Source organism: Pseudomonas sp. FW305-70, assembly GCF_058783925.1.
Map to the genome: position 1 here is coordinate 1 of NZ_JBYSYZ010000005.1, position 21,610 is coordinate 21,610.

Genomic DNA, 21,610 nt, shown 5'->3' on the forward strand with positions numbered 1-21,610 from the left:
CGCGAAGGCGTAATGTCAGGCGACATTGATGTTGAATGACACAACGCTTTCGCGAGCAAGCCCGCTCCCACACTGACCGCGTCGACGATGGATCATCGCCCACAAAAAACCCGCCTCGCGGCGGGTTCTTTATTTGTGCAGCTTAACGCCCGGTCTTAGTTGACCTTGGCGTTCAACTCACCTTTCAGGTAACGCTGATACATGCCTTCCAGCGAGATCGCCTTGATCTTCGAAGCGTTGCCGGCAGTGCCGAAGGCTTCGTAGCGAGCGATGCACACGTCGCGCATGGCGGTGACGGTGGCGCCGAAGAATTTACGTGGGTCGAACTCGCTCGGGTTGGTGGCCATCAGGCGACGCATTGCGCCGGTGGACGCCAGACGCAGGTCGGTGTCGATGTTGACCTTGCGCACGCCGTGCTTGATGCCTTCGACGATTTCTTCAACCGGTACGCCGTAGGTTTCCTTGATGTCGCCACCGTACTGGTTGATGATCGCCAGCCACTCTTGCGGAACCGAAGACGAACCGTGCATCACCAGGTGAGTGTTCGGAATGCGCTTGTGGATTTCCTTGATGCGGTCGATGGCCAGCACGTCGCCGGTAGGCGGCTTGGTGAACTTGTACGCGCCGTGGCTGGTACCGATGGCGATGGCCAGGGCATCCACCTGAGTACGTTTTACGAAGTCAGCGGCTTCTTCCGGGTCGGTCAGCATCTGGCTGTGGTCCAGAACGCCTTCGGCACCGATGCCGTCTTCTTCACCGGCCATGCCGGTTTCCAGCGAACCCAGGCAACCCAGTTCGCCTTCTACCGAAACACCGCAGGCGTGAGCCATGGCCACGGTCTGCTGGGTGACACGCACGTTGTAGTCGTAGTCGGTCGGGGTCTTGCCGTCTTCGCCCAGGGAACCGTCCATCATCACCGAGCTGAAGCCCAACTGGATGGAGCGCTGGCAGACGTCAGGGCTGGTGCCGTGGTCCTGGTGCATGCACACCGGGATGTGCGGGAATTCTTCGATTGCCGCCAGGATCAGGTGACGCAGGAACGGTGCACCGGCGTATTTGCGAGCACCGGCCGAAGCCTGGACGATCACCGGGGAGTCAGTCTTGTCAGCGGCTTCCATGATGGCGCGCATCTGCTCAAGGTTGTTGACGTTGAAGGCTGGAACGCCGTAGCCGAACTCGGCTGCGTGGTCCAGCATCTGGCGCATGCTGATAAGTGCCATTGTGTGTGTCTCTCCCGGTTGAGGGTCGTTAATCGTGCCAGCCTGCCGTAGCGGCGGCGGCTATTCAAGTTATTGCAGATCGGGGGTTGAGCCCGGGCTGCGAATTCGGGTGTTGCCAAAATTTCAACAACTGCACAGAACCCTTGTGGGAGCGGGCTTGCTCCGGGCGGCGTTCCGACGAATGCGGCTCAACATTCAACATCTATGCAAGCTGATCCACCGCTTTCGCGAGCAAGCCCGCTCCCACATTTGGATCTCTTTACGTCAAATCAATCGTGTTACCCAGCCTTACAGCCACGGCCGATCAAATCATTGGTGGCGACCCAGTAAACCAGGCCTTCCTCACCTTTTATGTGAAGCGCCAGCATGTCATTGCTGTACAGCGAACCCGATGCACCCGGTTCCTGCTTCAAGCGGTAGACCTGATCGGCACCGCCCAGGCGCACATCGACTTCGTTGCGGCTGTCGTCGGTGTAGCGCCACAGCACTTTGGCCTGGCTGTCGCAGGTCCAGGTGGTCCAGTTATCCACAGGTGCGGACGACTGGAACGGGTTCAACTGATCCATCTGAGCACAACCGGCCAACAGCGCCAGCGCCGTAACGGCGATAAAACCTTTCATCCGTGTCCCTCGACTGGCGGCGCACGCTGCCAGCCCTGAGTAATGAGTCAGACCCGTCAAGGGCAGCCATGTTCCTTGGCGGGCGTCCGGGTCTCGTATTTGTCCAGGCCTTCGGGCCCGGAACGCTTGTTGAGCACCGGGTTGGTTTCGGCCTGCCAGTCAGCCTGGTAGCAGCCTTTGTCCGACTCGGACGGCGCCGGTTCCGCAGTGGCCTTCGGGTTACTCCCGCACGCCACCAGCGAACTTGCGACGATCAACAACGCTAACGTCTTGACCATGTCAACACTCCCTTGCCTGGTCAAACGGGCGACCCTCAGGCCTTGGCCCGGCTTTCCAGGACTTCAACGGCTGGCAGCACCTTGCCTTCGACGAACTCGAGGAACGCGCCGCCACCGGTAGAAATGTAGGAGATCTGCTCGGCCACGCCATATTTGTCGATGGCAGCCAGGGTGTCGCCACCGCCGGCAATGGAGAACGCCGCGCTGTCTGCGATGGCCTGGGCCAGCACTTTGGTGCCATTGCCGAACTGGTCGAACTCGAACACGCCGACCGGACCATTCCACAGGATGGTCTTGGACGATTTCAGCAGTTCGGCGAAGTTCGCGGCGGTCTGCGGGCCGATGTCCAGGATCATGTCGTCGGCAGCGACGTCTGCGATCAGCTTGACGGTCGCAGCGGCGCTTTCAGCGAATTCCTTGGCGACCACTACGTCCACTGGCAGCGGCACGCTGACTTTGGCGGCGATGGCGCGAGCGGTGTCGAGCAGGTCCGGCTCGTACAGCGACTTGCCGACCGGGTGACCGGCAGCGGCCAGGAAGGTGTTGGCAATGCCGCCGCCGACGATCAACTGATCGCAGATCTGGCTCAGGCTGTTCAGTACGTCGAGTTTGGTCGACACCTTGGAGCCGGCGACGATGGCCGCCATCGGCTGGGCCGGGGCGCCCAGGGCCTTGCCCAGTGCGTCCAGTTCAGCGGCCAGCAGCGGGCCGGCAGCGGCGACTTTGGCGAACTTGGCCACGCCGTGGGTCGAACCCTCGGCACGGTGAGCGGTGCCGAAGGCGTCCATCACGAACACGTCGCACAGGGCAGCGTATTGCCGGGCCAGTTCATCGGCGTTCTTTTTCTCGCCTTTGTTGAAGCGCACGTTTTCGAACAGCACGATGTCGCCGGCCTTGACGTCAACACCGCCCAGGTAATCGGCCACCAGCGGCACTTCACGGCCCAGGGCACGGCTCAGGTAGTCGGCAACCGGCTTGAGGCTGTTCTCGGCCGAGAACTCGCCTTCGGTCGGACGGCCAAGGTGCGAGCAGACCATCACGGCCGCGCCTTTTTCCAGGGCCAGCTTGATGGTCGGCAGCGAGGCCAGGATACGCGCATCGCTGGTGACAACACCGTCCTTGACTGGGACGTTGAGGTCTTCGCGGATCAATACGCGCTTACCTTGCAGATCGAGGTCGGACATCTTCAACACGGTCATGGGTCGCACTTCCTACGGTTTTTTTGAAGTTGCTGTTTGCAGATAGTGTTCTGCAACGTCCAGCATTCGGTTGGCAAAACCCCATTCGTTGTCGAACCAGGCCAGGATGTTCACCAGCCGTGGGCCGGAAACGCGGGTCTGACTGGCATCGACGATCGCCGAATGTGGGTCATGGTTGAAATCACAGCTTGCGTGGGGTAACTCGGTGTAAGCCAGCAGGCCTTTGAGCGGGCCGCTGGTGGCGGCTTCGCGCAGGATCCGGTTGACCTCGGTGGCGTCGGTCGCGGTGGCGGTCTGCATCGTGATATCGAGGCAGGACACGTTGACCGTCGGCACCCGCACGGCTTTGGCCTGAATTCGTCCGGCAAGTTCCGGCAACAGGCGTTCGATACCACGCGCCAGACCGGTGGACACCGGAATCACCGACTGGAACGCCGAACGGGTGCGGCGCAGGTCTTCGTGGTGATAGGCATCGATGACCGGCTGATCGTTCATCGCCGAGTGAATGGTGGTGATCGACACGTAATCCAGGCCAATGGCCTGATTCAGCAGGCGCAACAGCGGCACGCCGCAGTTGGTGGTGCAGGATGCGTTGGACACCAGCAGTTCATCGCCGGTCAGGCAATCCTGGTTCACGCCGTAGACGATGGTCGCGTCGACGTCCGTCTCGCTGGCCATCGGCTGGGAAAACAGCACGCGCGGGGCGCCGGCGTCGAGGAAACGCTGGCCGTCTTCGCGAGTGTGATAAGCGCCGGAGCACTCCAGCACCAGATCGATGCCCAGGGATGCCCAATCGATGCCTTCGGGGGTGGCACTGCGCAGGACCTTCACGCAGTCGCCATTAATATGCAGACAATCGCCGTCGACCTTCACTTCGCCGGGGAACCGGCCATGGGTGGAGTCGAAGCGTGTCAGGTATTCGATGCTGGCCATGTCCGCCAGATCGTTGATCGCGACAATTTCAAACCCGGCCTTGTCGCCTCGCTCGAACAACGCACGCAAGACGCAACGACCAATCCGGCCGTAGCCGTTGAGTGCAACTTTGTAGGGACGCGGTTGAGGCATGGGGTTCTCGATAGGCGCAGTCAGACGAATTTTCGCTAACAACACACCCTTGTAGGAGCGAGCTTGCTCGCGATGGACTTCAGGACAACGCGTTCATCCAGACAGCCAGCGTTATCGTTAACGACCATCGCGAGCAAGCTCGCTCCTACAGGGGATCGCGGTGGCCTGGGCCACCGCGGCGTGTTTTAGTCTTCCAGCAGTTCTTCAGCCTGACCCAGGATGTTTTCCAGGGTGAAGCCGAACTCTTCGAACAAGGCCGACGCAGGTGCCGACTCGCCGTAGGTGGTCATGCCGATCACGCGGCCTTCCAGGCCCACGTACTTGTACCAGTAGTCCGCGTGAGCGGCCTCGATGGCGATACGGGCGCTGACCTGCAACGGCAGGACCGATTGCTTGTAGCCGGCGTCCTGGGCATCGAACACGCTGGTGCACGGCATGGAAACCACGCGAACCTTGCGGCCCTGCTCGGTCAGTTTGTCGAAGGCCTGAACAGCCAGGCCGACTTCCGAACCGGTAGCGATCAGGATCAGCTCAGGCTCGCCCGCGCAGTCCTTCAACACGTAACCGCCACGCGCGATCTCTTCGATCTGAATCGCATTGCGGGTTTGGTGCTGCAGGTTCTGACGGGAGAAGATCAGGGCCGAAGGACCGTCCTTGCGCTCCAGCGCGTACTTCCAGCACACCGCCGATTCAACGGCGTCGGCTGGACGCCAGGTGTCGAGGTTCGGCGTGCAGCGCAGGCTGGCCAGTTGCTCGATTGGCTGGTGAGTCGGGCCGTCTTCGCCCAGACCGATGGAGTCGTGGGTGTAGACGTGGATCACGCGCTGCTTCATCAGGGCCGACATGCGCACTGCGTTGCGGGCGTATTCCATGAACATCAGGAAGGTCGCGCCGTAAGGCACCAGGCCGCCGTGCAGGGCAACGCCGTTCATGATCGCGGTCATGCCGAACTCGCGCACGCCGTAGTACATGTAGTTGCCGCTGGCGTCTTCGGCGGTGACGCCTTTGCAACCTTTCCACAGGGTCAGGTTGGAACCGGCCAGGTCAGCCGAACCGCCGAGGAATTCGGGCAGCAGCGGGCCAAATGCGTTCAGTGCATTCTGGCTGGCTTTACGGCTGGCGATGGTTTCGCCCTTGGCAGCCACTTCGGCGATGTAGGCCGCGGCTTTTTCGCTGAAGTCAGCTGGCAGGTCACCGCTCAGGCGACGAATCAGTTCGTTGGCTTCAGTCGGGAAGGCAGCGGAGTAGGCAGCGAAACACTGGTCCCACTCGGCTTCGACAGCTTTACCTGCTTCCTTGGCGTCCCACTCGGCGTAAATGTCGGCCGGGATTTCGAACGGGCCGTGGTTCCACTTCAGCGCCGCACGGGTCAGGGCGATTTCCGCGTCACCCAGTGGGGCACCGTGGCAGTCTTCCTTGCCTTGCTTGTTCGGCGAACCGAAGCCGATGGTGGTCTTGCAGCAGATCAGGGTTGGCTGCGCGCTTTTGCGTGCAGTGTCGATTGCGGTCTTGATCTCTTCCGGATCGTGACCGTCGACGTTGCGGATCACTTGCCAGTTGTAGGATTCGAAACGCTTCGGCGTGTCGTCGGTGAACCAGCCTTCGACTTCGCCGTCGATGGAGATACCGTTGTCATCGTAGAAGGCGATCAGCTTGCCCAGGCCCAGGGTACCGGCCAGGGAAGCGACTTCGTGGGAAATGCCTTCCATCATGCAGCCATCACCCAGGAACACATAGGTGTGGTGGTCGACGATGTTGTGGCCAGGACGGTTGAACTGCGCCGCCATGACTTTTTCCGCCAGGGCAAAACCCACGGCGTTGGCCAGGCCCTGGCCCAGTGGACCGGTGGTGGTTTCTACGCCCGGGGTGTAGCCGAGTTCCGGGTGGCCCGGAGTGCGGCTGTGCAGTTGACGGAACTGCTTGAGGTCATCGATCGACAGGTCGTAGCCGGTCAGGTGCAGCAGCGAGTAGATCAGCATCGAGCCGTGGCCGTTGGACAGCACGAAGCGGTCACGGTCGGCGAACGATGGATTGCTCGGGTTGTGCTTGAGGTAGTCGCGCCAAAGTACCTCGGCGATATCCGCCATACCCATTGGGGCACCGGGATGGCCGCTGTTGGCTTTTTGCACGGCATCCATGCTGAGGGCACGAATGGCGTTGGCACGCTCACGACGGCTAGGCATCGCTGTTCTCCTGGGGGACTTGAATAAAACGAAACGGAAAAAAGGCGAGCATTTTCCCTCACCCGGACGCCTCGGGGCAATGACAGATAGTCATCTGAAGGCGTTTTTCCAATGGATAACGACGTATTCGCCTGATGAAACCTTTCCGCTGTTCGTTTGTTGACTGAAGCTAACGTCGAGAAGTGCCATCTATCGAGCAATATCAAAACTTTTTGATATTGCTCTTGCGATGCCTTCGACCCGTGACTAGACTGCCGGCCTTATGAACTTACGCGTGCCCTCCATTCAACATGACGATTGCGATGAGCTGGCGGCCCTGTGCAAGGCTGGCGGCGACCCCCTGCGGTTGAATGTTTTGCGCGCACTGGCCAACGATTCGTTTGGCGTGCTGGAACTGGCGCAGATCTTCGGCATCGGCCAGTCAGGCATGAGCCACCACCTCAAGGTCCTGGCCCAGGCCGGCCTGGTGGCAACACGCCGCGAAGGCAATGCGATTTTTTACCGTCGCGCCCTGCCCCATACCGAACTGCTGGGCGGCAAATTGCACGCAGCCCTGCTCGAAGAAGTGGACAACCTGACGCTGCCAGCCGAAGTGCAGGCGCGCATCGCCCAGGTCCACGGGCAACGAGCAGCCGCCAGCCAGGACTTTTTCTCACGGGTAGCGGAGAAGTTTCGCGCCCAGCAAGACTTGATCGCCGGCCTGCCGCAGTACCGCGAAAGCGTGGTGGCCCTGCTCGACAAGTTGAGCCTGGGCAAAGACGCCACGGCCATTGAAGTCGGCCCCGGCGATGGCGCATTCCTGCCGGAACTGGCGCGCCGCTTTTCACAGGTCACGGCGCTGGACAACAGCACCGCGATGCTCGAACTGGCGCGCCAGGTCTGCGAACGCGACAAGCTGACTAACGTCAGCCTGCAATTGGCCGATGCATTGAACGGCGTCAGCCTCAAGGCCGATTGCGTGGTACTGAACATGGTGCTGCACCATTTTGCCGCACCGGCCGATGCGCTCAAGCACATGGCCAATTTGCTGCAACCAGGCGGTAGCCTGTTGGTGACAGAGTTATGCAGCCACAACCAGAGTTGGGCCAAGGAGGCCTGCGGTGATCTCTGGCTGGGGTTTGAACAGGACGATCTGGCCCGTTGGGCCACCGCTGCGGGACTCGTTCCCGGGGAAAGCCTCTATGTAGGCTTACGTAATGGTTTCCAGATCCAGGTCCGCCACTTTCAGCGACCGGCTGGCGACACTCACCATCGGTAATTTCAGGAAAACATCGAGATGAGCGAATACTCCCTTTTCACCTCCGAGTCCGTGTCTGAAGGGCATCCGGACAAAATCGCCGACCAGATTTCTGATGCGGTGCTGGACGCCATCATTGCTGAAGACAAGTTCGCCCGTGTGGCGTGCGAGACTCTGGTGAAAACGGGCGTGGCCATCATCGCCGGCGAAGTCACCACTTCGGCCTGGGTTGACCTGGAGCAGATCGTTCGTGACGTGATCACCAACATCGGCTACACCAGCTCCGACGTCGGCTTCGACGGCGCCACCTGCGGCGTGATGAACATCATCGGCAAGCAGTCCCCTGACATCAACCAGGGTGTCGACCGTGCCAAGCCTGAAGATCAGGGTGCCGGCGACCAGGGCCTGATGTTCGGCTACGCCAGCAACGAAACAGACGTGCTGATGCCTGCGCCTATCACCTTCTCGCACCAGCTGGTGCAGCGCCAGGCCGAAGCCCGCAAATCCGGCCTGCTGCCTTGGCTGCGTCCGGACGCCAAGTCGCAAGTGACCTGCCGCTACGAAAACGGCAAGGTTGTCGGTATCGACGCGGTCGTCCTGTCGACCCAGCACAACCCGGAAGTGTCGTACAACGACCTGCGCGAAGGCGTGATGGAGTTGATCGTCAAGCACGTGCTGCCTGCCGAGCTGCTGAGCAAGGACACCCAGTTCCACATCAACCCGACCGGCCAGTTCATCATTGGCGGCCCGGTGGGTGACTGCGGCCTGACCGGTCGCAAGATCATCGTCGACAGCTACGGCGGCATGGCCCGTCACGGCGGTGGCGCGTTCTCCGGTAAGGATCCATCGAAGGTTGACCGTTCGGCGGCCTACGCCGGTCGTTACGTGGCCAAGAACATCGTTGCCGCCGGCCTGGCCGAGCGTTGCGAGATCCAGGTTTCCTACGCGATCGGTGTTGCCCAACCGACTTCGATCTCATTGAACACCTTCGGCACCGGCAAGATCAGCGACGACAAGATCGTCAAACTGGTTCGCGAAGTGTTCGACCTGCGTCCATACGCGATCACCACCATGCTCGACCTGCTGCACCCGATGTATCAGGAAACCGCTGCGTACGGCCACTTCGGTCGCACCCCGGCGACCAAGACCGTTGGTGACGACACCTTCACCACGTTCACCTGGGAGAAAACCGACCGCGCCGACGCCCTGCGTTCTGCTGCCGGCCTGTAAGACTTCCCCCGCAACACCCGAAGCCCCGCACGGTTCGCGCCTTGCGGGGCTTTTTATTGGGGATTCGCTTTACACCGCGTCGCAGCCTTCGCGAGCAAGCCCGCTCCCACAGTTGACGGCGGTGTTCCGACTAACTCATAACCCTGTGAGAGCGGGCTTGCTCGCGAAGAGGCCCGCCCAGTCACCAGAAACACTCGGTAAAAACCCCACCCGCTGCACCAACAGATACTGACCTAGCCTTCACGCACCTCACCGAGCAAGGACGCTCAAGATGCTTCCCGACCTGCGCCTGTTTTTCGCCGCCCTGCTGACCCTTGCCTGCCTGAACACCAGCGCCACCGAGTGCCCGGACTGGCCATCCGAACGCGCCCTGAAGGAAGTCGGCACACTGCAACAACAGATCGACTTATGGGACGACACCTATCACCGCCAGGGACATTCACTGGTCGCCGATGAACTCTACGACCAGTCCCGCGCGCGACTCACCCAATGGCGCCACTGCTTCAACCTGAACCCGCCCGCACACCCCTTGCGCACTGCGCGGGGCGCGCTGCCCCATCCCATCGCCCACACCGGACTGGGCAAACTGCATGATCGGCCCGCCGTCGAAAAATGGCTGCGTGACCGGGTGGACGTCTGGGCCCAGCCTAAAATCGACGGGGTGGCGGTGACCCTGGTTTACCGTAATGGTCTGCTGACCCAGGCCATCAGCCGCGGAGACGGCGAGAGCGGCCAGGACTGGACCACTCCGGCACGACAGATTCCGGCCATCCCGCAGCAGCTATCCCAGCCCCGGGATCTGCTCGTGCAAGGTGAACTGTATTGGCGCCTGACCGATCATGTGCAGGCCCGCGCTGGCAGCCTCAACGCCCGCGCCACGGTGGCGGGCCTGATGGCGCGCAAGGTCTTGAGCACCGAACAGGCCGCCGGCATCGACCTGTTTGTCTGGGACTGGCCCCAAGGGCCGACAAGCACACCCGCCCAGGCCGCAGCGCTGACGGCGCTGGGCTTCCCCAGTACCACGGCATACAGCCAGCCAATCGCCTCCGTCAGCGATGCCGAACGCTGGCGCGAACACTGGTATCGCGCCTCCCTGCCCTTTGCCAGCGACGGCATCGTCCTGCGCCAGAACCAGCGTCCGGCCGCCGAACGCTGGCAAGCCCGGCCACCCTACTGGGCCATCGCCTGGAAATATCCGTTCGCCCAGGCACTGGCCGAAGTCCGCCAGGTTCATTTCAACATCGGCCGGACCGGGCGGATCACTCCGGTGCTTGAACTGACCCCGGTGACGCTCGATGACCGGCAGATCAAACGCGTCAGCGTCAGCTCGCTGCAACGCTGGCGGGCAATGGACATACGTCCGGGCGATCAGGTCGCCATCAGCCTGGCCGGGCTGACCATTCCCAGGCTCGATGACGTCGTGTTGCGCAGCAGCGAGCGCGTCGAATTGACCGTGCCGAAGGCAGCGGACTTTCATTCATTGAGTTGCTGGCAACCGACTCCGGGTTGTGAGGGCCAATTTCTCGCACGCCTGACCTGGCTCAGCGGCAAACAGGGTCTGGCGCTGCCCTATGTCGGTCCGGGCACTTGGGAAAAACTTCTTGCAACAGGTCGCCTGAACGGTCTGCTGGATTGGTTGACCCTTGATGCCCAAGAGCTTGCTACCATTGACGGTTTCGGCGAACGCGGTGCGACTCGCCTTGCAGACAGCTTCAACCGGGCCCGGCAACGCCCGTTCGCGCACTGGCTGAAAGCCCTGGGATTGCCGCCGACAGGTCCGGTGTCTCTCGGCGATTCATGGCAGACGCTGGCGCAGCGAGACATCGAGCAATGGCGGGCCGAGGCCGGTATCGGGCCGGGACGCGCGGCGCAACTAAACGCTTTTTTCCGCAATCCGCAGGTCCTGGCCTTGAGTGAAACGTTACGTGAAACGGGGATTGACGGCTTTTAGCTGCCGGCCCTGTGCCCACCGGGAACCCCTGGGGACCGCTGGGCTCCAACAAGCCATTGCCACACCGGCCCGCTGGCCTTCTTACATGGAGCTTTTATGAAATTTCTTTCACCGCTCGCCCTCCTGGCCCTGTGCAGCATGCTGGCAACCCCGTTGATGGCGGACGAGGAAGCCCCGGGGCTGTCCGGTTGCGCCGCCAAGAAGCAAGGTATCGTCAACCAGATCGAATTGGCCAAGGTCCACGGCAACGCCGACCAGCAGGCCGGCCTGGAAAAGGCCCTGAGCGAAGTCGAAGCCAACTGCACCGACGCCTCGCTGAAGAAGGAGCGGGAAAACAAGGTGCTCGACGCCAGGCACGAAGTCAGCAAGCGCCAGGCAGACCTCGACAAGGCCATGAGCAAAGGTGACTCCGAGAAGATCAACACACGCAAAGACAAACTCGCCGATGCCCGCAAGGAATTGCAGGACGCTTTGGATGAGCTGGATAAATAAGCACTGGCAGCGAACATGGATCTTTGGTGCTACTAAAGCAGCCTTCGCGAGCAAGCCCGCTCCCACACTGGATCACCGTCGAGCACAGATTTTGTGTCCACTGAAAATCAAATGTGGGAGCGGGCTTGCTCGCGAAGGCGTCAGACCAAACAACGCCAATCAATGATCCCGAAACGCCTTATGACACGCACTGCAAGCATCTTCGACTTTCTGCACCGCCGGCCCCAGGTTGCTGGCCTTGTAGGGTTGAATCTGACTGGCAATCACCAATTCACCGGTGGCGGATTCAAGATCGCGGGCCATGCCCTGAAAGCGCGCCTGCTGCTCCCAGGCATCGCTCTTGGCGCTGGTGTGATCCTCCTCACGTGCCTGCGGAAAATGTTGCCACGGCTCACGGGACAACCCATCGAGCTTCATCGCGCCCTCGGCGAATTGCGGTCCATCGAACGGGATACGTCCGCGCAACATACCGCCCAGGTCTTCGCCGGTCTTGAGCATCTGCTTGAAAATGGCCTTGCGCTGACCGAGCGGCGAGTTGGGGTCAACACCGCCACAAGCGGACAATGTCAGGCAGGCCAGCAATACAACAGAAAGTCTTTTAAGAGTCATGGTGGCTTCAGGTCACGGGAAACGGCGGCCAGTATCCTCGCGTCATCGGCAAAGACCAATAGCCCTATTATCAATAAGGGTTGCTTGAGCGCATGGAGCGATCAGGCAACCGGCAAAGGAATCACTCCATGAACAGCCGTTTCAAGGCATGGCGTCACAGCCTGGCCTGGACCCTGCCGATGATGGCCCTGCTCGCAGGCTGCACCGGTGGCGACAAGCAACAACCGAAAACCCATGCCCTGGCCACTTACTCCAGCGCTACATGGGAAGCGCTGCCGGCGGTGTCCGACACCGACCTGGTCGCCGGTTTCGGCTCCTGGCGCAGCGCCTGCACCCGACTCAAGGCCGACCCGGTCTGGGGTGGCACCTGCGCGGCGGCGGCCAACGTGCCGCAAACCGCCAGCGACATTCGCGGCTTTCTGAAACAGAACCTCGATGTGTATGGCCTGCGCGCCGCCAACGACAACCCCAACGGCTTGATCACCGGCTACTACGAGCCGGTCTATCCGGGCAGCCTGACCCAGACCGGCATGGCCAATGTCCCGGTCTATGGCGTCCCCGAAGACATGATCATCGTCGCCCTCGACAGCATTTACCCGGAACTCAAGGGCAAACGCCTGCGCGGTCGACTTGAAGGTCGCGTGCTCAAACCGTACGACGATGCGGCAACCATCGAGAGCAAAGGGGTCAAGGCACCGGTCGTGGCCTGGCTGACCGATCCGATGAACCTGCAGTTCCTGCAAATCCAGGGTTCGGGTCGCATCCAGCTCGATAACGGCCGCCAGTTGCGCATCGCCTATGCCGACCAGAACGGCCATCCGTATCGACCGATCGGCCGCTGGCTGGTGGAACAGGGCGAGTTGAAAAAAGAAGACGTGACCATGGGCGCCATCAGCACCTGGGCCAAGGCCAATCCGTCGCGGATTCCCGAACTGCTCGGCAGCAACCCCAGCTATGTGTTCTTCACCCGTAACCCGGACAGCAACGAAGGTCCGCGCGGTTCGTTGAACGTACCCTTGACCGCCGGTTACAGCGCAGCCGTGGATCGCAAGGTGATTCCACTGGGCAGCCTGCTGTGGCTGTCCACCACCAAGCCGGACGGCACAGCCCTGGTTCGACCTGTGGCAGCTCAAGACACCGGCGGCGCGATTGCCGGTGAAGTCCGGGCGGATCTGTTCTGGGGCACCGGCGATGCGGCCGGGCAACTGGCCGGGGACATGAAACAGCAGGGGCAGATCTGGATGCTCTGGCCCAAAGGTGCGGCGTTACCGCAAGTGCCGCAGGTGGCGGATGCGGTTAAAACCAATCCTTGAGTCTCGCATCGCCTGACAGACAGCTTTCGCGAGCAAGCCCGCTCCCACACCGGATCACTGTCGAACACAGAATCTGTGTCCACTGAGGATCAAATGTGGGAGCGGGCTTGCTCGCGAAGAGGCCTTGATTAGCGCCTGAGACTCAGACGGACACCACAAAGAAACTCACGATCAGCCCCATCCCCACGAACCACATCAACGACCGCAGCGTCGCCAGGTCCGCCAGATAGAAAATGATGAAAAGCAGACGGCTGGTGATGAACAACACCGACAACACATTGATGGTCACCAATTCGGCGTTGCCCGCCAGGTGCGCCACGATCACCGCGGCTGCAAACGCCGGCGTCACTTCAAAACTGTTCAGCTGCGCCGCATTCGCCCGCTTGCCCAAACCCTCCAGGGAGTCGAGAAACCCTCGTGGATCATGATTGTCTTTCAGTCGGTACCCGCCACTGACCTTCGCGACACCCGTGCACAGATACGGCAGGAAGATCGCAATCAAAATGCACCACAGAGCAACCGTCATTACGCAGTCCCTTCTTCATGTTGTAGAAAATCGAATCCATCAACGGCGATCAAAACTTCATCACCAGTATGCCGATCAGCACCAGCCCACAGGCTAAGAGGCGTGGCCCGCCAAAAGGTTCTTTGAGGTAACGCATGCCAAACAGCACCACCAGAATGACGCTGATCTCCCGCAACGCTGCCGCTTCTGCAATCGAGCCCAATTGCATCGCCCACAGCACCAGAGCGTAGCTGAACAACACGCAAAACCCGACCGCCAGGCCCAGGCGCCACTGTTCGCGCCAGAACAGCATGAACGCGGGGCGCTTGCGCACCAATGCCAACAATGGAAACGGCCAGGCACTGAGCAAGGTGACCCAGACCAGATAATCCAGAGGATGAGACCAGCGCCGCAAGGCCTGACCGTCGATGTAGGTGTAGCAACCGATGCACAGGCCGATCAACGCCACCACCGGCAGCATCGACCACGGCAAACGCGCACCGCCACCCCCCTGCCAGAGCAGGCACAGCATGCCGACCGGGATCAGCAGGATTCCGAAAATCTGCTGATGGGTCAGCACCTCCCCGGCAAAAATCAGCGTCAGAGCCAGCACCACCAACGGTGACAGGCCGCGCATCAGCGGATAAACCAGCCCGAGGTCGCCGACCCGATAGGCCTGGATCAGCAAGTAGCGATAGAGCAACTCGAACGCTGCCGAGGCCAGGATCCACGGCCAGATCTCCAGCGGCGGCATGCTCAGGAACGGCACCATCAGCGCGACAAAGAGCAGCGCCACGCTGTCCATGCAGGCCACCACCAACAGCCGCTCCGCACTGAACTTGATCAGAGTATTCCACGCCGCGTGCAACAGCGCCGCCACCAACACCAACGCCGTCGCAAGCACGGCCCACTCCTTTTGTTGTCTACACGATCCCTGTAGGAGCGAGCTTGCTCGCGATGGACGTTAACGATAACGCGTGCTGTCTGGATAAACGCGTCGACTTGACGTCTTTCGCGAGCAAGCTCGCTCCTACAGAGAATCCGGGCAGAGAATTGATTCGCCATATGTCAGCAGCTGTTTATACTGCAAACGACCACGCCGCACTCAGTTGCGCACAGACCAATTCCAATAAAAATCCTGTCCGGCCCGCTCTCATCGAGAACGGTCGTCGGCCTGCGTATGCCTGATCACAGCGTCAAGACTACCGACAGAGACCTTGCGCATGCCACTCGCTTTGCTTGCCCTCGCTGTTGCCGCCTTCGGCATCGGCACCACCGAATTCGTCATCATGGGCCTGTTGCCCGACGTCGCCCGCGATCTCGGCGTCAGCATTCCCGATGCCGGATTGCTGATCACCGGTTACGCCCTGGGTGTGGTGTTCGGTGCGCCGATCCTCGCCGTCGGCACCGCCAACATGCCGCGCAAAGCCACCCTGCTGGGTATGACGCTGATGTTCATCCTCGGCAATATGCTCTGCGCGCTGGCACCGAATTACGCCACGCTGATGGCCGCGCGGGTGATCACGGCACTCTGCCACGGCGCATTTTTCGGCATCGGTTCGGTGGTGGCTGCAGGACTGGTTGCCCCCAACAAACGGGCCCAGGCGATTGCCATGATGTTCACCGGCCTGACCCTGGCCAACGTGCTCGGCGTGCCATTGGGTACCGCGCTCGGGCAATTCGCGGGTTGGCGCTCGACGTTCTGGGCGGTGTCGGTGATCGGTGTGCTGGCCGCGATTGCGCAATGGGTCTGGCTGCCAAAAAACATCGCGATGGATAAAGCCAACCTGGCCAGCGAGTTCAAGGTGCTGGGCAAGGCCAACGTGCTGCTGGCCCTGGGCATGAGCGTGCTGGCCTCGACCAGCCTGTTCAGTGTGTTCACTTACATCGCGCCGATCCTGCAGGACATCACTGGCGTCAGCCCCCACGGCGTCACCATCATGTTGCTGTTGTTCGGTGTTGGCTTGACCGCCGGCAGCATGCTCGGCGGTCGTCTGGCGGACAGCCGCTTGCTGCCATCGCTGGTGGGCATGGCATTGGCGGTGCTGGTGGTGCTGGCGGCATTCACACAAACCAGCCAATCGGTGATCCCGGCGGCAATCACACTGGTGCTGTGGGGGACGTTCGCCTTCGCGCTGTGCCCGATCCTGCAACTGCTGATCATCGATCAGGCCCATGAAGCACCGAACCTCGGCTCAACGCTGAACCAGAGTGCCTTCAACCTCGGCAACGCCGCCGGCGCATGGATTGGCGGCCTGGTAGTGGCCAGCGGCGCGGACCTGGCGGACTTGCCGTGGACCGGCGCACTGGTCAGCGGCTTGACCGTGCTGACCGCACTGTTCTTCATCTATCGCCAGCGTCGCGGTGCGGCTGCGCTGAATGTAGCGGGCTGAGCATCACCTTGATGGTTTTTTGATCTTCTGCGGATCAGCAGCTTCGCTCTGATCCGCTGATGCTTTCGGCGGCCCGCTTTCGCTGCGAATCTGCGCATGACTGATCAGCGCGAAAATAAAGCTGCCACCTATGATGTTCCCCACCAGCGTCGGCCCGGCGAACACCAGCCAGAAGTCCTTCCACGGCAACTCCCCGGCAAACACCAGATACGAAACCTCCAACGAGCCGACGACGATGTGGGTGAAGTCTCCCAGCGCCATGAGGTAGGTGATGAGGATGATGATCCACATCTTGGCGCTCTCCATGGACGGAATCATCCAGACCATGGTCGCGATCATCCAGCCGGAAACGATGCCCTTGGCGAACATCTGGCTGGCGTGGTTTTCCATGACCTTGCGACCGATATCGAGGAAGGCGACGTCGGTCTTGCTGTCGAAAATCGGCAGCTCCAGCATCACGTACGCCACCAGCAAGGTGCCGCAGAGGTTACCGATCAGCACCACCGTCCACAGCCGCAGCAGACGGCCGAAGTTGGCCAGGGTCGGCTTCGTCATCACCGGCAGCACGGCGGTCAGGGTGTTTTCGGTGAACAGTTGCTGACGCGCGAGGATCACCGCGAGGAAACCGGCGCAATAACCGAAACTGGCGATCACCTTGAATCCCTCGCCGTCCGGCAAACGCGAATTGAGCAGGCCCATGCCCATCAGCGACAAGCCCATGGTCAACCCCGCCGCCAGCGCCGACCACCACAAAGCGGCAATGCTGCGCTCGAGCTCCTGATCGCCCTGGGTGCGGATGATCTCGTGCAACACGGCGGCACGGGGCGGCTGGCTCTTTTCGACATCGTGCTCTTCTTGCGCCGAAAGATTCGGGGTCTTGCCGTCTTGTGCCGAGTTCATGATGTGCGCAACCAGTGGCGGGCTATTTAGCTACGACACGCGGGGTTCACGGCTGTTCAGTGCCCAGACAAATCTTCAGCGAATGCAGAACCGCTTTCGCGAGCAAGCCCGCTCCCACATTGGAATGCGTTTCAAATGTGGGAGCGGGCTTGCTCGCGAAGAAAACGACGCCGATCTTACTGAACGGCGTCATCGTCCTGGAACTGGTCTTTGACGTACTTGATCTCGGTCCGGCCGTGGGGCGCCGGCAAGCCGTCTTCACCGAGATTCACGAAGACCATTTTCTCGACCGTGAGGATGCTCTTGCGGGTGATCTTGTTGCGCACTTCGCAGGTCAGGGTGATCGAGGTACGGCCGAACTCGGTGGCGGTGATGCCCAGCTCGATGATGTCGCCCTGGCGCGAGGCGCTGACGAAGTTGATTTCGGAAATGTACTTGGTCACCACACGCTGGTTGCCCAACTGGACGATGGCGTAGATCGCCGCCTCTTCGTCGATCCAGCGCAGCAGGCTGCCGCCGAACAACGTGCCGTTAGGATTGAGGTCTTCGGGTTTTACCCATTTGCGGGTGTGGAAATTCATGGGGGGCTCCGAGGCGTTTGAACGATGGTGGTGGATGCCCCCAGCTTCAAGTCTCAAGCCACAAGCTGCAAGTAAAAACCGTCCTGCTCTCGCTTGTCGCTTGCAGCTTGCAACTTGCCGCTCAAAGAAAGCTATAATCGCCACCGTTTCAAAACGGTCATCATCACTTGATACCGTTTTCCCGCCACCTGTCCGAGGGGCGCTGCAGCAGGTTCGACCTGTCAGGCTCGGATGGGGCGTTGCCTGGCCTTAAGCCAGACACTAAACGCACAACGGCGCCCATTCGCATACATTACGAATGGAGGCTCTTCATGAGCGCTGTTATCACGCCTGCAGATTTTACCGATTACAAAGTCGCCGACATGTCCCTGGCTGCCTGGGGCCGTCGCGAAACCATCATCGCCGAATCCGAAATGCCAGCCCTGATGGGTCTGCGTCGCAAGTACTCCGAAGAGCAACCGCTCAAGGGCGCAAAGATCCTCGGCTGCATCCACATGACCATCCAGACTGCCGTGCTGATCGAAACCCTGGTTGCCCTGGGTGCCGAAGTGCGCTGGTCGTCCTGCAACATTTTCTCGACTCAGGATCAGGCCGCCGCTTCCATCGCCGCTGCCGGCATTCCGGTTTTCGCCTGGAAAGGTGAAACCGAGCAAGAGTACGAGTGGTGCCTGGAGCAAACCATCCTCAAGGATGGCCAGCCATGGGACGCCAACATGATCCTCGACGACGGCGGCGACCTGACCGAGCTGCTGCACAAGAAGTACCCACAGGTTCTGGATCGCGTCCACGGCGTGACCGAAGAAACCACCACCGGCGTTCACCGCCTGCTGGACATGCTGGCCAAGGGCGAGCTGAAAATCCCGGCCATCAACGTCAACGACTCGGTGACCAAGAGCAAGAACGACAACAAGTACGGCTGCCGTCACAGCCTGAACGATGCCATCAAGCGCGGCACCGACCACCTGCTGTCCGGCAAGCAAGCGCTGGTCATCGGCTACGGTGACGTGGGCAAGGGTTCCGCTCAGTCCCTGCGTCAGGAAGGCATGATCGTCAAGGTTTCCGAAGTTGACCCGATCTGCGCCATGCAAGCCTGCATGGACGGTTTCGAAGTGGTTTCGCCGTTCATCGACGGTATCAACAACGGTACCGAAGCCAGCATCGACAAGGCACTGCTGGGCAAGATCGACCTGATCGTGACCACCACCGGCAACGTCAATGTTTGCGATTCGAACATGCTCAAGGCTCTGAAGAAGCGCGCCGTTGTCTGCAACATCGGCCACTTCGACAACGAAATCGACACCGCTTTCATGCGCAAGAACTGGGCATGGGAAGAAGTGAAGCCACAGGTTCACAAGATCCACCGCACCGGCGCTGGCGATTTTGACCCGCAGAACGACGACTACCTGATCCTGCTGGCCGAAGGCCGCCTGGTTAACCTGGGCAACGCCACCGGCCACCCGAGCCGCATCATGGACGGTTCGTTCGCCAACCAGGTTCTGGCGCAGATCTTCCTGTTCGGCCAGAAGTACGCCGACCTGTCGCCAGCCCAGAAAGCCGAGCGCCTGACCGTTGAAGTACTGCCGAAGAAACTCGACGAAGAAGTAGCCCTGGAAATGGTCCGTGGCTTCGGCGGCGTTGTGACTCAACTGACCAAGACCCAGGCCGACTACATCGGCGTGACCGTCGAAGGTCCGTTCAAGCCGCACGCTTACCGCTACTGATACGCCCTGCTGCTCCCTTGTAGGAGCGAGCTTGCTCGCGATGGACGTCAACGATAACGCGTGCTGTCTGGATAAACGCGTTGCCTTTACGTTTTTCGCGAGCAAGCTCGCTCCTACAGGGAGCCTGCGTCCGGCTTACGTGTTTCCAAGGATATGACCATGTCCCAAGATCGTCGCTACAGCTTCGAGTTCTTCCCTACGAAGACCGATGCTGGGCAAGAAAAGCTGCTCGCCACTGCTCGCCAGCTGGCCACCTACAACCCCGATTTCTTCTCCTGCACCTACGGCGCCGGCGGTTCGACCCGTGATCGCACGCTGAACACCGTGTTGCAGCTGGAAAGCGAAGTCAAAATCCCTGCCGCTCCGCACCTGTCCTGCGTCGGCGACAGCAAGGACGACCTGCGCGGCCTGCTGGCCCAGTACAAGGCCGCCGGCATCAAGCGCATCGTTGCCCTGCGCGGTGACCTGCCTTCGGGCATGGGCATGGCCAGTGGCGAAATGCGCCACGCCAATGACCTGGTTGAGTTCATTCGTGAAGAAACCGGTGATCATTTCCACATCGAAGTTGCCGCTTACCCGGAAATGCATCCGCAAGCGCGCAATTTCGAAGACGATGTCGCCAACTTCGTGCGCAAGGCCAACGCCGGCGCCGACAGCGCGATCACCCAGTACTTCTTCAACGCCGACTGCTACTTCTACTTCGTGGAACGCGTGCGGGCATTGGGCGTGGACATCCCGATCGTGCCGGGCATCATGCCGATCACCAACTACAGCAAGCTGGCGCGCTTCTCCGATGCCTGCGGTGCGGAAATCCCGCGCTGGATCCGCAAGCAACTGGAAGCCTACGGCGATGACACCCAGAGCATTCAGCGCTTTGGCGAACAAGTCATCACCGAGATGTGCGAACAACTGCTGCAAGGTGGCGCTCCAGGGCTGCACTTCTACACGCTGAACCAGGCTGAAGCGAGCCTGGCGGTGTGGAACAACCTGAAGTTGCCGCGTTAAGCAAAGCAAAGCAAGATCAAAAGATCGCAGCCAGTGGTAGCTCCTACAGGAGCTGCCGCTGGCTGCGATCTTTTGCTTCAACGCACTATAAATGTGCAGCAATCCACGGAGTTAGAGCATCTGCGGTCAGTTTCTGGCTCTTTCCGGTTTCTCGTCGTAATCTCAAGCCCATGCCTTTGATCACGCAGTTAATCGCCGTGCTTGTCTTCACTTGCCTGAGCTTCGCCGCCCGGGGCGAGAAGTTGCGCATTGTCACCGAGCCGTGGGCGCCTTATGTGTACGAGGACAACGGCAAATCACTGGGGCTGGACTACGAAACCACCGCCATTGTCTTCAAGCGCCTGGGCATCGAAGTGGAGTGGCAGTTCCTGCCATGGAAACGCTGCCTGTCGATGCTTGAATCAGGCCAGGCCGACGGCGCGCTGGACATCTTTCACAGCGATGAGCGTGATGCGACCCTTCTCTACCCCAGCGAACCACTGTCTGAAGTGCAGTTCGTGTTGTTCTACGCCAATGAGCGGCCCCATCCGTTTCGCACCCTCGATGACTTGCGCGGCCTGACCATCGGCACCTCGCCGGGTTACCTGTACAGCAAGGACTTCAGCGACTCTACGCTGTTCACCCGCGAGCCGGCGCCCACCCACGAAGCCAACTTCGGCAAACTGCTGCGCGGGCGGATTGACCTGTTGATTACCGACCGCCGGGTCGGCCAGCATTTGCTCGATGAACTGGGCATCCGCGACAAGATCACCGAAAACCCCACGATCATCAGCCAGCAAAGCCAGTTTCTCGCGGTGCGGCGCAATGCGGGCATGGATCTGCTGGTGCAACGTTTCGGCGCCGAACTCAAACGCTTCAAGCGCGAGCCCGCCTACGCCGAACTGAGTGCCCGCTATGGCGCGGAACCGGCCGCCAGCATGAAGACTGAAAAGGCCACGGCTGCCACGGAAAAAACCGTTGAGCAGCAGGAAAGCGGCGCGCAGTGATTGCTCTGTTATACTCCGGCCTTCCCGCCAGGCTCACGCCCGGACGCCCGGAATCGTTAAAGGCATCTCAACCCCGCTACTGCGCAGCTTTCAGCCCGCGCGAGCGCTTGCAGACGAGCCTT

General features: G+C 60.8%; 20 protein-coding genes and 1 riboswitch. Of the genes, 9 read left to right on the plus strand and 11 right to left on the minus strand.

Annotated elements, in window-relative coordinates; translation table 11 throughout:
• Nucleotides 1-155: 155 nt before the first annotated feature.
• The 6 genes from fba to tkt form a co-directional block, all read right to left on the minus strand.
• The gene (gene fba, locus AC3WN7_RS05360; protein WP_007981624.1) at nt 156-1,220 is read right to left on the minus strand and encodes a class II fructose-bisphosphate aldolase; all 1,065 of its coding nucleotides are present in this window, start codon (nt 1,218-1,220) and stop codon (nt 156-158) included.
• Nucleotides 1,221-1,498: 278 nt separating this feature from the next.
• On the minus strand, nt 1,499-1,840 hold the full coding sequence (locus AC3WN7_RS05365; protein ID WP_095964164.1) for an MliC family protein: 342 nt from the start codon (nt 1,838-1,840) through the stop codon (nt 1,499-1,501).
• A 56-nt stretch (nt 1,841-1,896) separates the two neighbouring features.
• Entirely contained in the window at nt 1,897-2,118 is a 222-nt protein-coding gene (locus tag AC3WN7_RS05370) for a hypothetical protein (RefSeq protein WP_102673433.1), read from the minus strand.
• A 35-nt stretch (nt 2,119-2,153) separates the two neighbouring features.
• Nucleotides 2,154-3,317 (minus strand): phosphoglycerate kinase, encoded by a 1,164-nt coding sequence (locus tag AC3WN7_RS05375; RefSeq protein WP_102673434.1) that lies wholly within the window; start codon nt 3,315-3,317, stop codon nt 2,154-2,156.
• 12 nt (nt 3,318-3,329) lie between these two features.
• On the minus strand, nt 3,330-4,382 hold the full coding sequence (gene epd, locus AC3WN7_RS05380) for an erythrose-4-phosphate dehydrogenase (RefSeq protein ID WP_007975463.1): 1,053 nt from the start codon (nt 4,380-4,382) through the stop codon (nt 3,330-3,332).
• 185 nt (nt 4,383-4,567) lie between these two features.
• Entirely contained in the window at nt 4,568-6,565 is a 1,998-nt protein-coding gene (tkt, locus tag AC3WN7_RS05385) for a transketolase (RefSeq protein ID WP_102673435.1), read from the minus strand.
• Between the two features lie 262 nt (nt 6,566-6,827).
• On the opposite strand from tkt, the gene AC3WN7_RS05390 reads away from it, so the two are divergent.
• The 4 genes from AC3WN7_RS05390 (at nt 6,828) to AC3WN7_RS05405 (ending at nt 11,475) form a co-directional block, all read left to right on the plus strand.
• Nucleotides 6,828-7,823 carry an ArsR/SmtB family transcription factor gene (locus AC3WN7_RS05390; RefSeq protein ID WP_095964166.1) on the plus strand — a complete coding sequence of 332 codons (996 nt, stop codon included), beginning with the start codon at nt 6,828-6,830 and terminating at the stop codon, nt 7,821-7,823.
• A gap of 18 nt (nt 7,824-7,841) precedes the next feature.
• Nucleotides 7,842-9,032 carry a methionine adenosyltransferase gene (metK, locus tag AC3WN7_RS05395; RefSeq protein ID WP_008050251.1) on the plus strand — a complete coding sequence of 397 codons (1,191 nt, stop codon included), beginning with the start codon at nt 7,842-7,844 and terminating at the stop codon, nt 9,030-9,032.
• Between the two features lie 271 nt (nt 9,033-9,303).
• Nucleotides 9,304-10,983, plus strand: coding sequence for an NAD-dependent DNA ligase LigB (gene ligB / locus AC3WN7_RS05400; RefSeq protein ID WP_102673436.1), 1,680 nt, complete (start codon nt 9,304-9,306; stop codon nt 10,981-10,983).
• A gap of 96 nt (nt 10,984-11,079) precedes the next feature.
• Entirely contained in the window at nt 11,080-11,475 is a 396-nt protein-coding gene (locus AC3WN7_RS05405) for a DUF1090 domain-containing protein (RefSeq protein ID WP_095964168.1), read from the plus strand.
• A gap of 159 nt (nt 11,476-11,634) precedes the next feature.
• Here the strand turns inward: AC3WN7_RS05405 and AC3WN7_RS05410 are convergent, their stop codons facing one another.
• Complete coding sequence (locus AC3WN7_RS05410; protein ID WP_102673438.1) at nt 11,635-12,084, minus strand: c-type cytochrome; 450 nt, start codon at nt 12,082-12,084, stop codon at nt 11,635-11,637.
• Between the two features lie 128 nt (nt 12,085-12,212).
• On the opposite strand from AC3WN7_RS05410, the gene mltA reads away from it, so the two are divergent.
• A complete protein-coding gene (mltA, locus tag AC3WN7_RS05415; RefSeq protein WP_095964170.1) occupies nt 12,213-13,397 on the plus strand; it encodes a murein transglycosylase A in 1,185 nt (394 codons plus the stop codon).
• 142 nt (nt 13,398-13,539) lie between these two features.
• Here mltA and AC3WN7_RS05420 read toward each other — a convergent pair whose 3' ends face one another.
• Nucleotides 13,540-13,923 carry an MAPEG family protein gene (locus AC3WN7_RS05420; RefSeq protein ID WP_095964171.1) on the minus strand — a complete coding sequence of 128 codons (384 nt, stop codon included), beginning with the start codon at nt 13,921-13,923 and terminating at the stop codon, nt 13,540-13,542.
• Nucleotides 13,924-13,972: 49 nt separating this feature from the next.
• Nucleotides 13,973-14,806: an EamA family transporter gene (locus AC3WN7_RS05425; protein ID WP_095964172.1), complete on the minus strand. Its 834-nt coding sequence runs from the start codon at nt 14,804-14,806 to the stop codon at nt 13,973-13,975.
• Between the two features lie 319 nt (nt 14,807-15,125).
• On the opposite strand from AC3WN7_RS05425, the gene AC3WN7_RS05430 reads away from it, so the two are divergent.
• Nucleotides 15,126-16,295: an MFS transporter gene (locus tag AC3WN7_RS05430; protein WP_102673440.1), complete on the plus strand. Its 1,170-nt coding sequence runs from the start codon at nt 15,126-15,128 to the stop codon at nt 16,293-16,295.
• Nucleotides 16,296-16,298: 3 nt separating this feature from the next.
• On the opposite strand, the gene AC3WN7_RS05435 is transcribed toward AC3WN7_RS05430, so the two are convergent.
• Both AC3WN7_RS05435 and AC3WN7_RS05440 read right to left on the minus strand, forming a co-directional pair.
• The gene (locus AC3WN7_RS05435; RefSeq protein WP_095964174.1) at nt 16,299-17,195 is read right to left on the minus strand and encodes a formate/nitrite transporter family protein; all 897 of its coding nucleotides are present in this window, start codon (nt 17,193-17,195) and stop codon (nt 16,299-16,301) included.
• Nucleotides 17,196-17,371: 176 nt separating this feature from the next.
• Nucleotides 17,372-17,776 carry an acyl-CoA thioesterase gene (locus tag AC3WN7_RS05440; RefSeq protein ID WP_007975451.1) on the minus strand — a complete coding sequence of 135 codons (405 nt, stop codon included), beginning with the start codon at nt 17,774-17,776 and terminating at the stop codon, nt 17,372-17,374.
• A gap of 188 nt (nt 17,777-17,964) precedes the next feature.
• A riboswitch (S-adenosyl-L-homocysteine riboswitch) is annotated at nt 17,965-18,064 on the plus strand.
• Between the two features lie 23 nt (nt 18,065-18,087).
• Between AC3WN7_RS05440 and ahcY the strand changes: the two genes are divergently transcribed.
• From ahcY to AC3WN7_RS05455, 3 genes are all read left to right on the plus strand, one after another.
• The gene (gene ahcY, locus AC3WN7_RS05445) at nt 18,088-19,497 is read left to right on the plus strand and encodes an adenosylhomocysteinase (RefSeq protein ID WP_007975450.1); all 1,410 of its coding nucleotides are present in this window, start codon (nt 18,088-18,090) and stop codon (nt 19,495-19,497) included.
• A gap of 159 nt (nt 19,498-19,656) precedes the next feature.
• Nucleotides 19,657-20,502: a methylenetetrahydrofolate reductase [NAD(P)H] gene (gene metF, locus AC3WN7_RS05450; RefSeq protein ID WP_095964175.1), complete on the plus strand. Its 846-nt coding sequence runs from the start codon at nt 19,657-19,659 to the stop codon at nt 20,500-20,502.
• Between the two features lie 170 nt (nt 20,503-20,672).
• On the plus strand, nt 20,673-21,488 hold the full coding sequence (locus AC3WN7_RS05455) for a substrate-binding periplasmic protein (RefSeq protein WP_015097178.1): 816 nt from the start codon (nt 20,673-20,675) through the stop codon (nt 21,486-21,488).
• Nucleotides 21,489-21,610 lie beyond the last annotated feature (122 nt).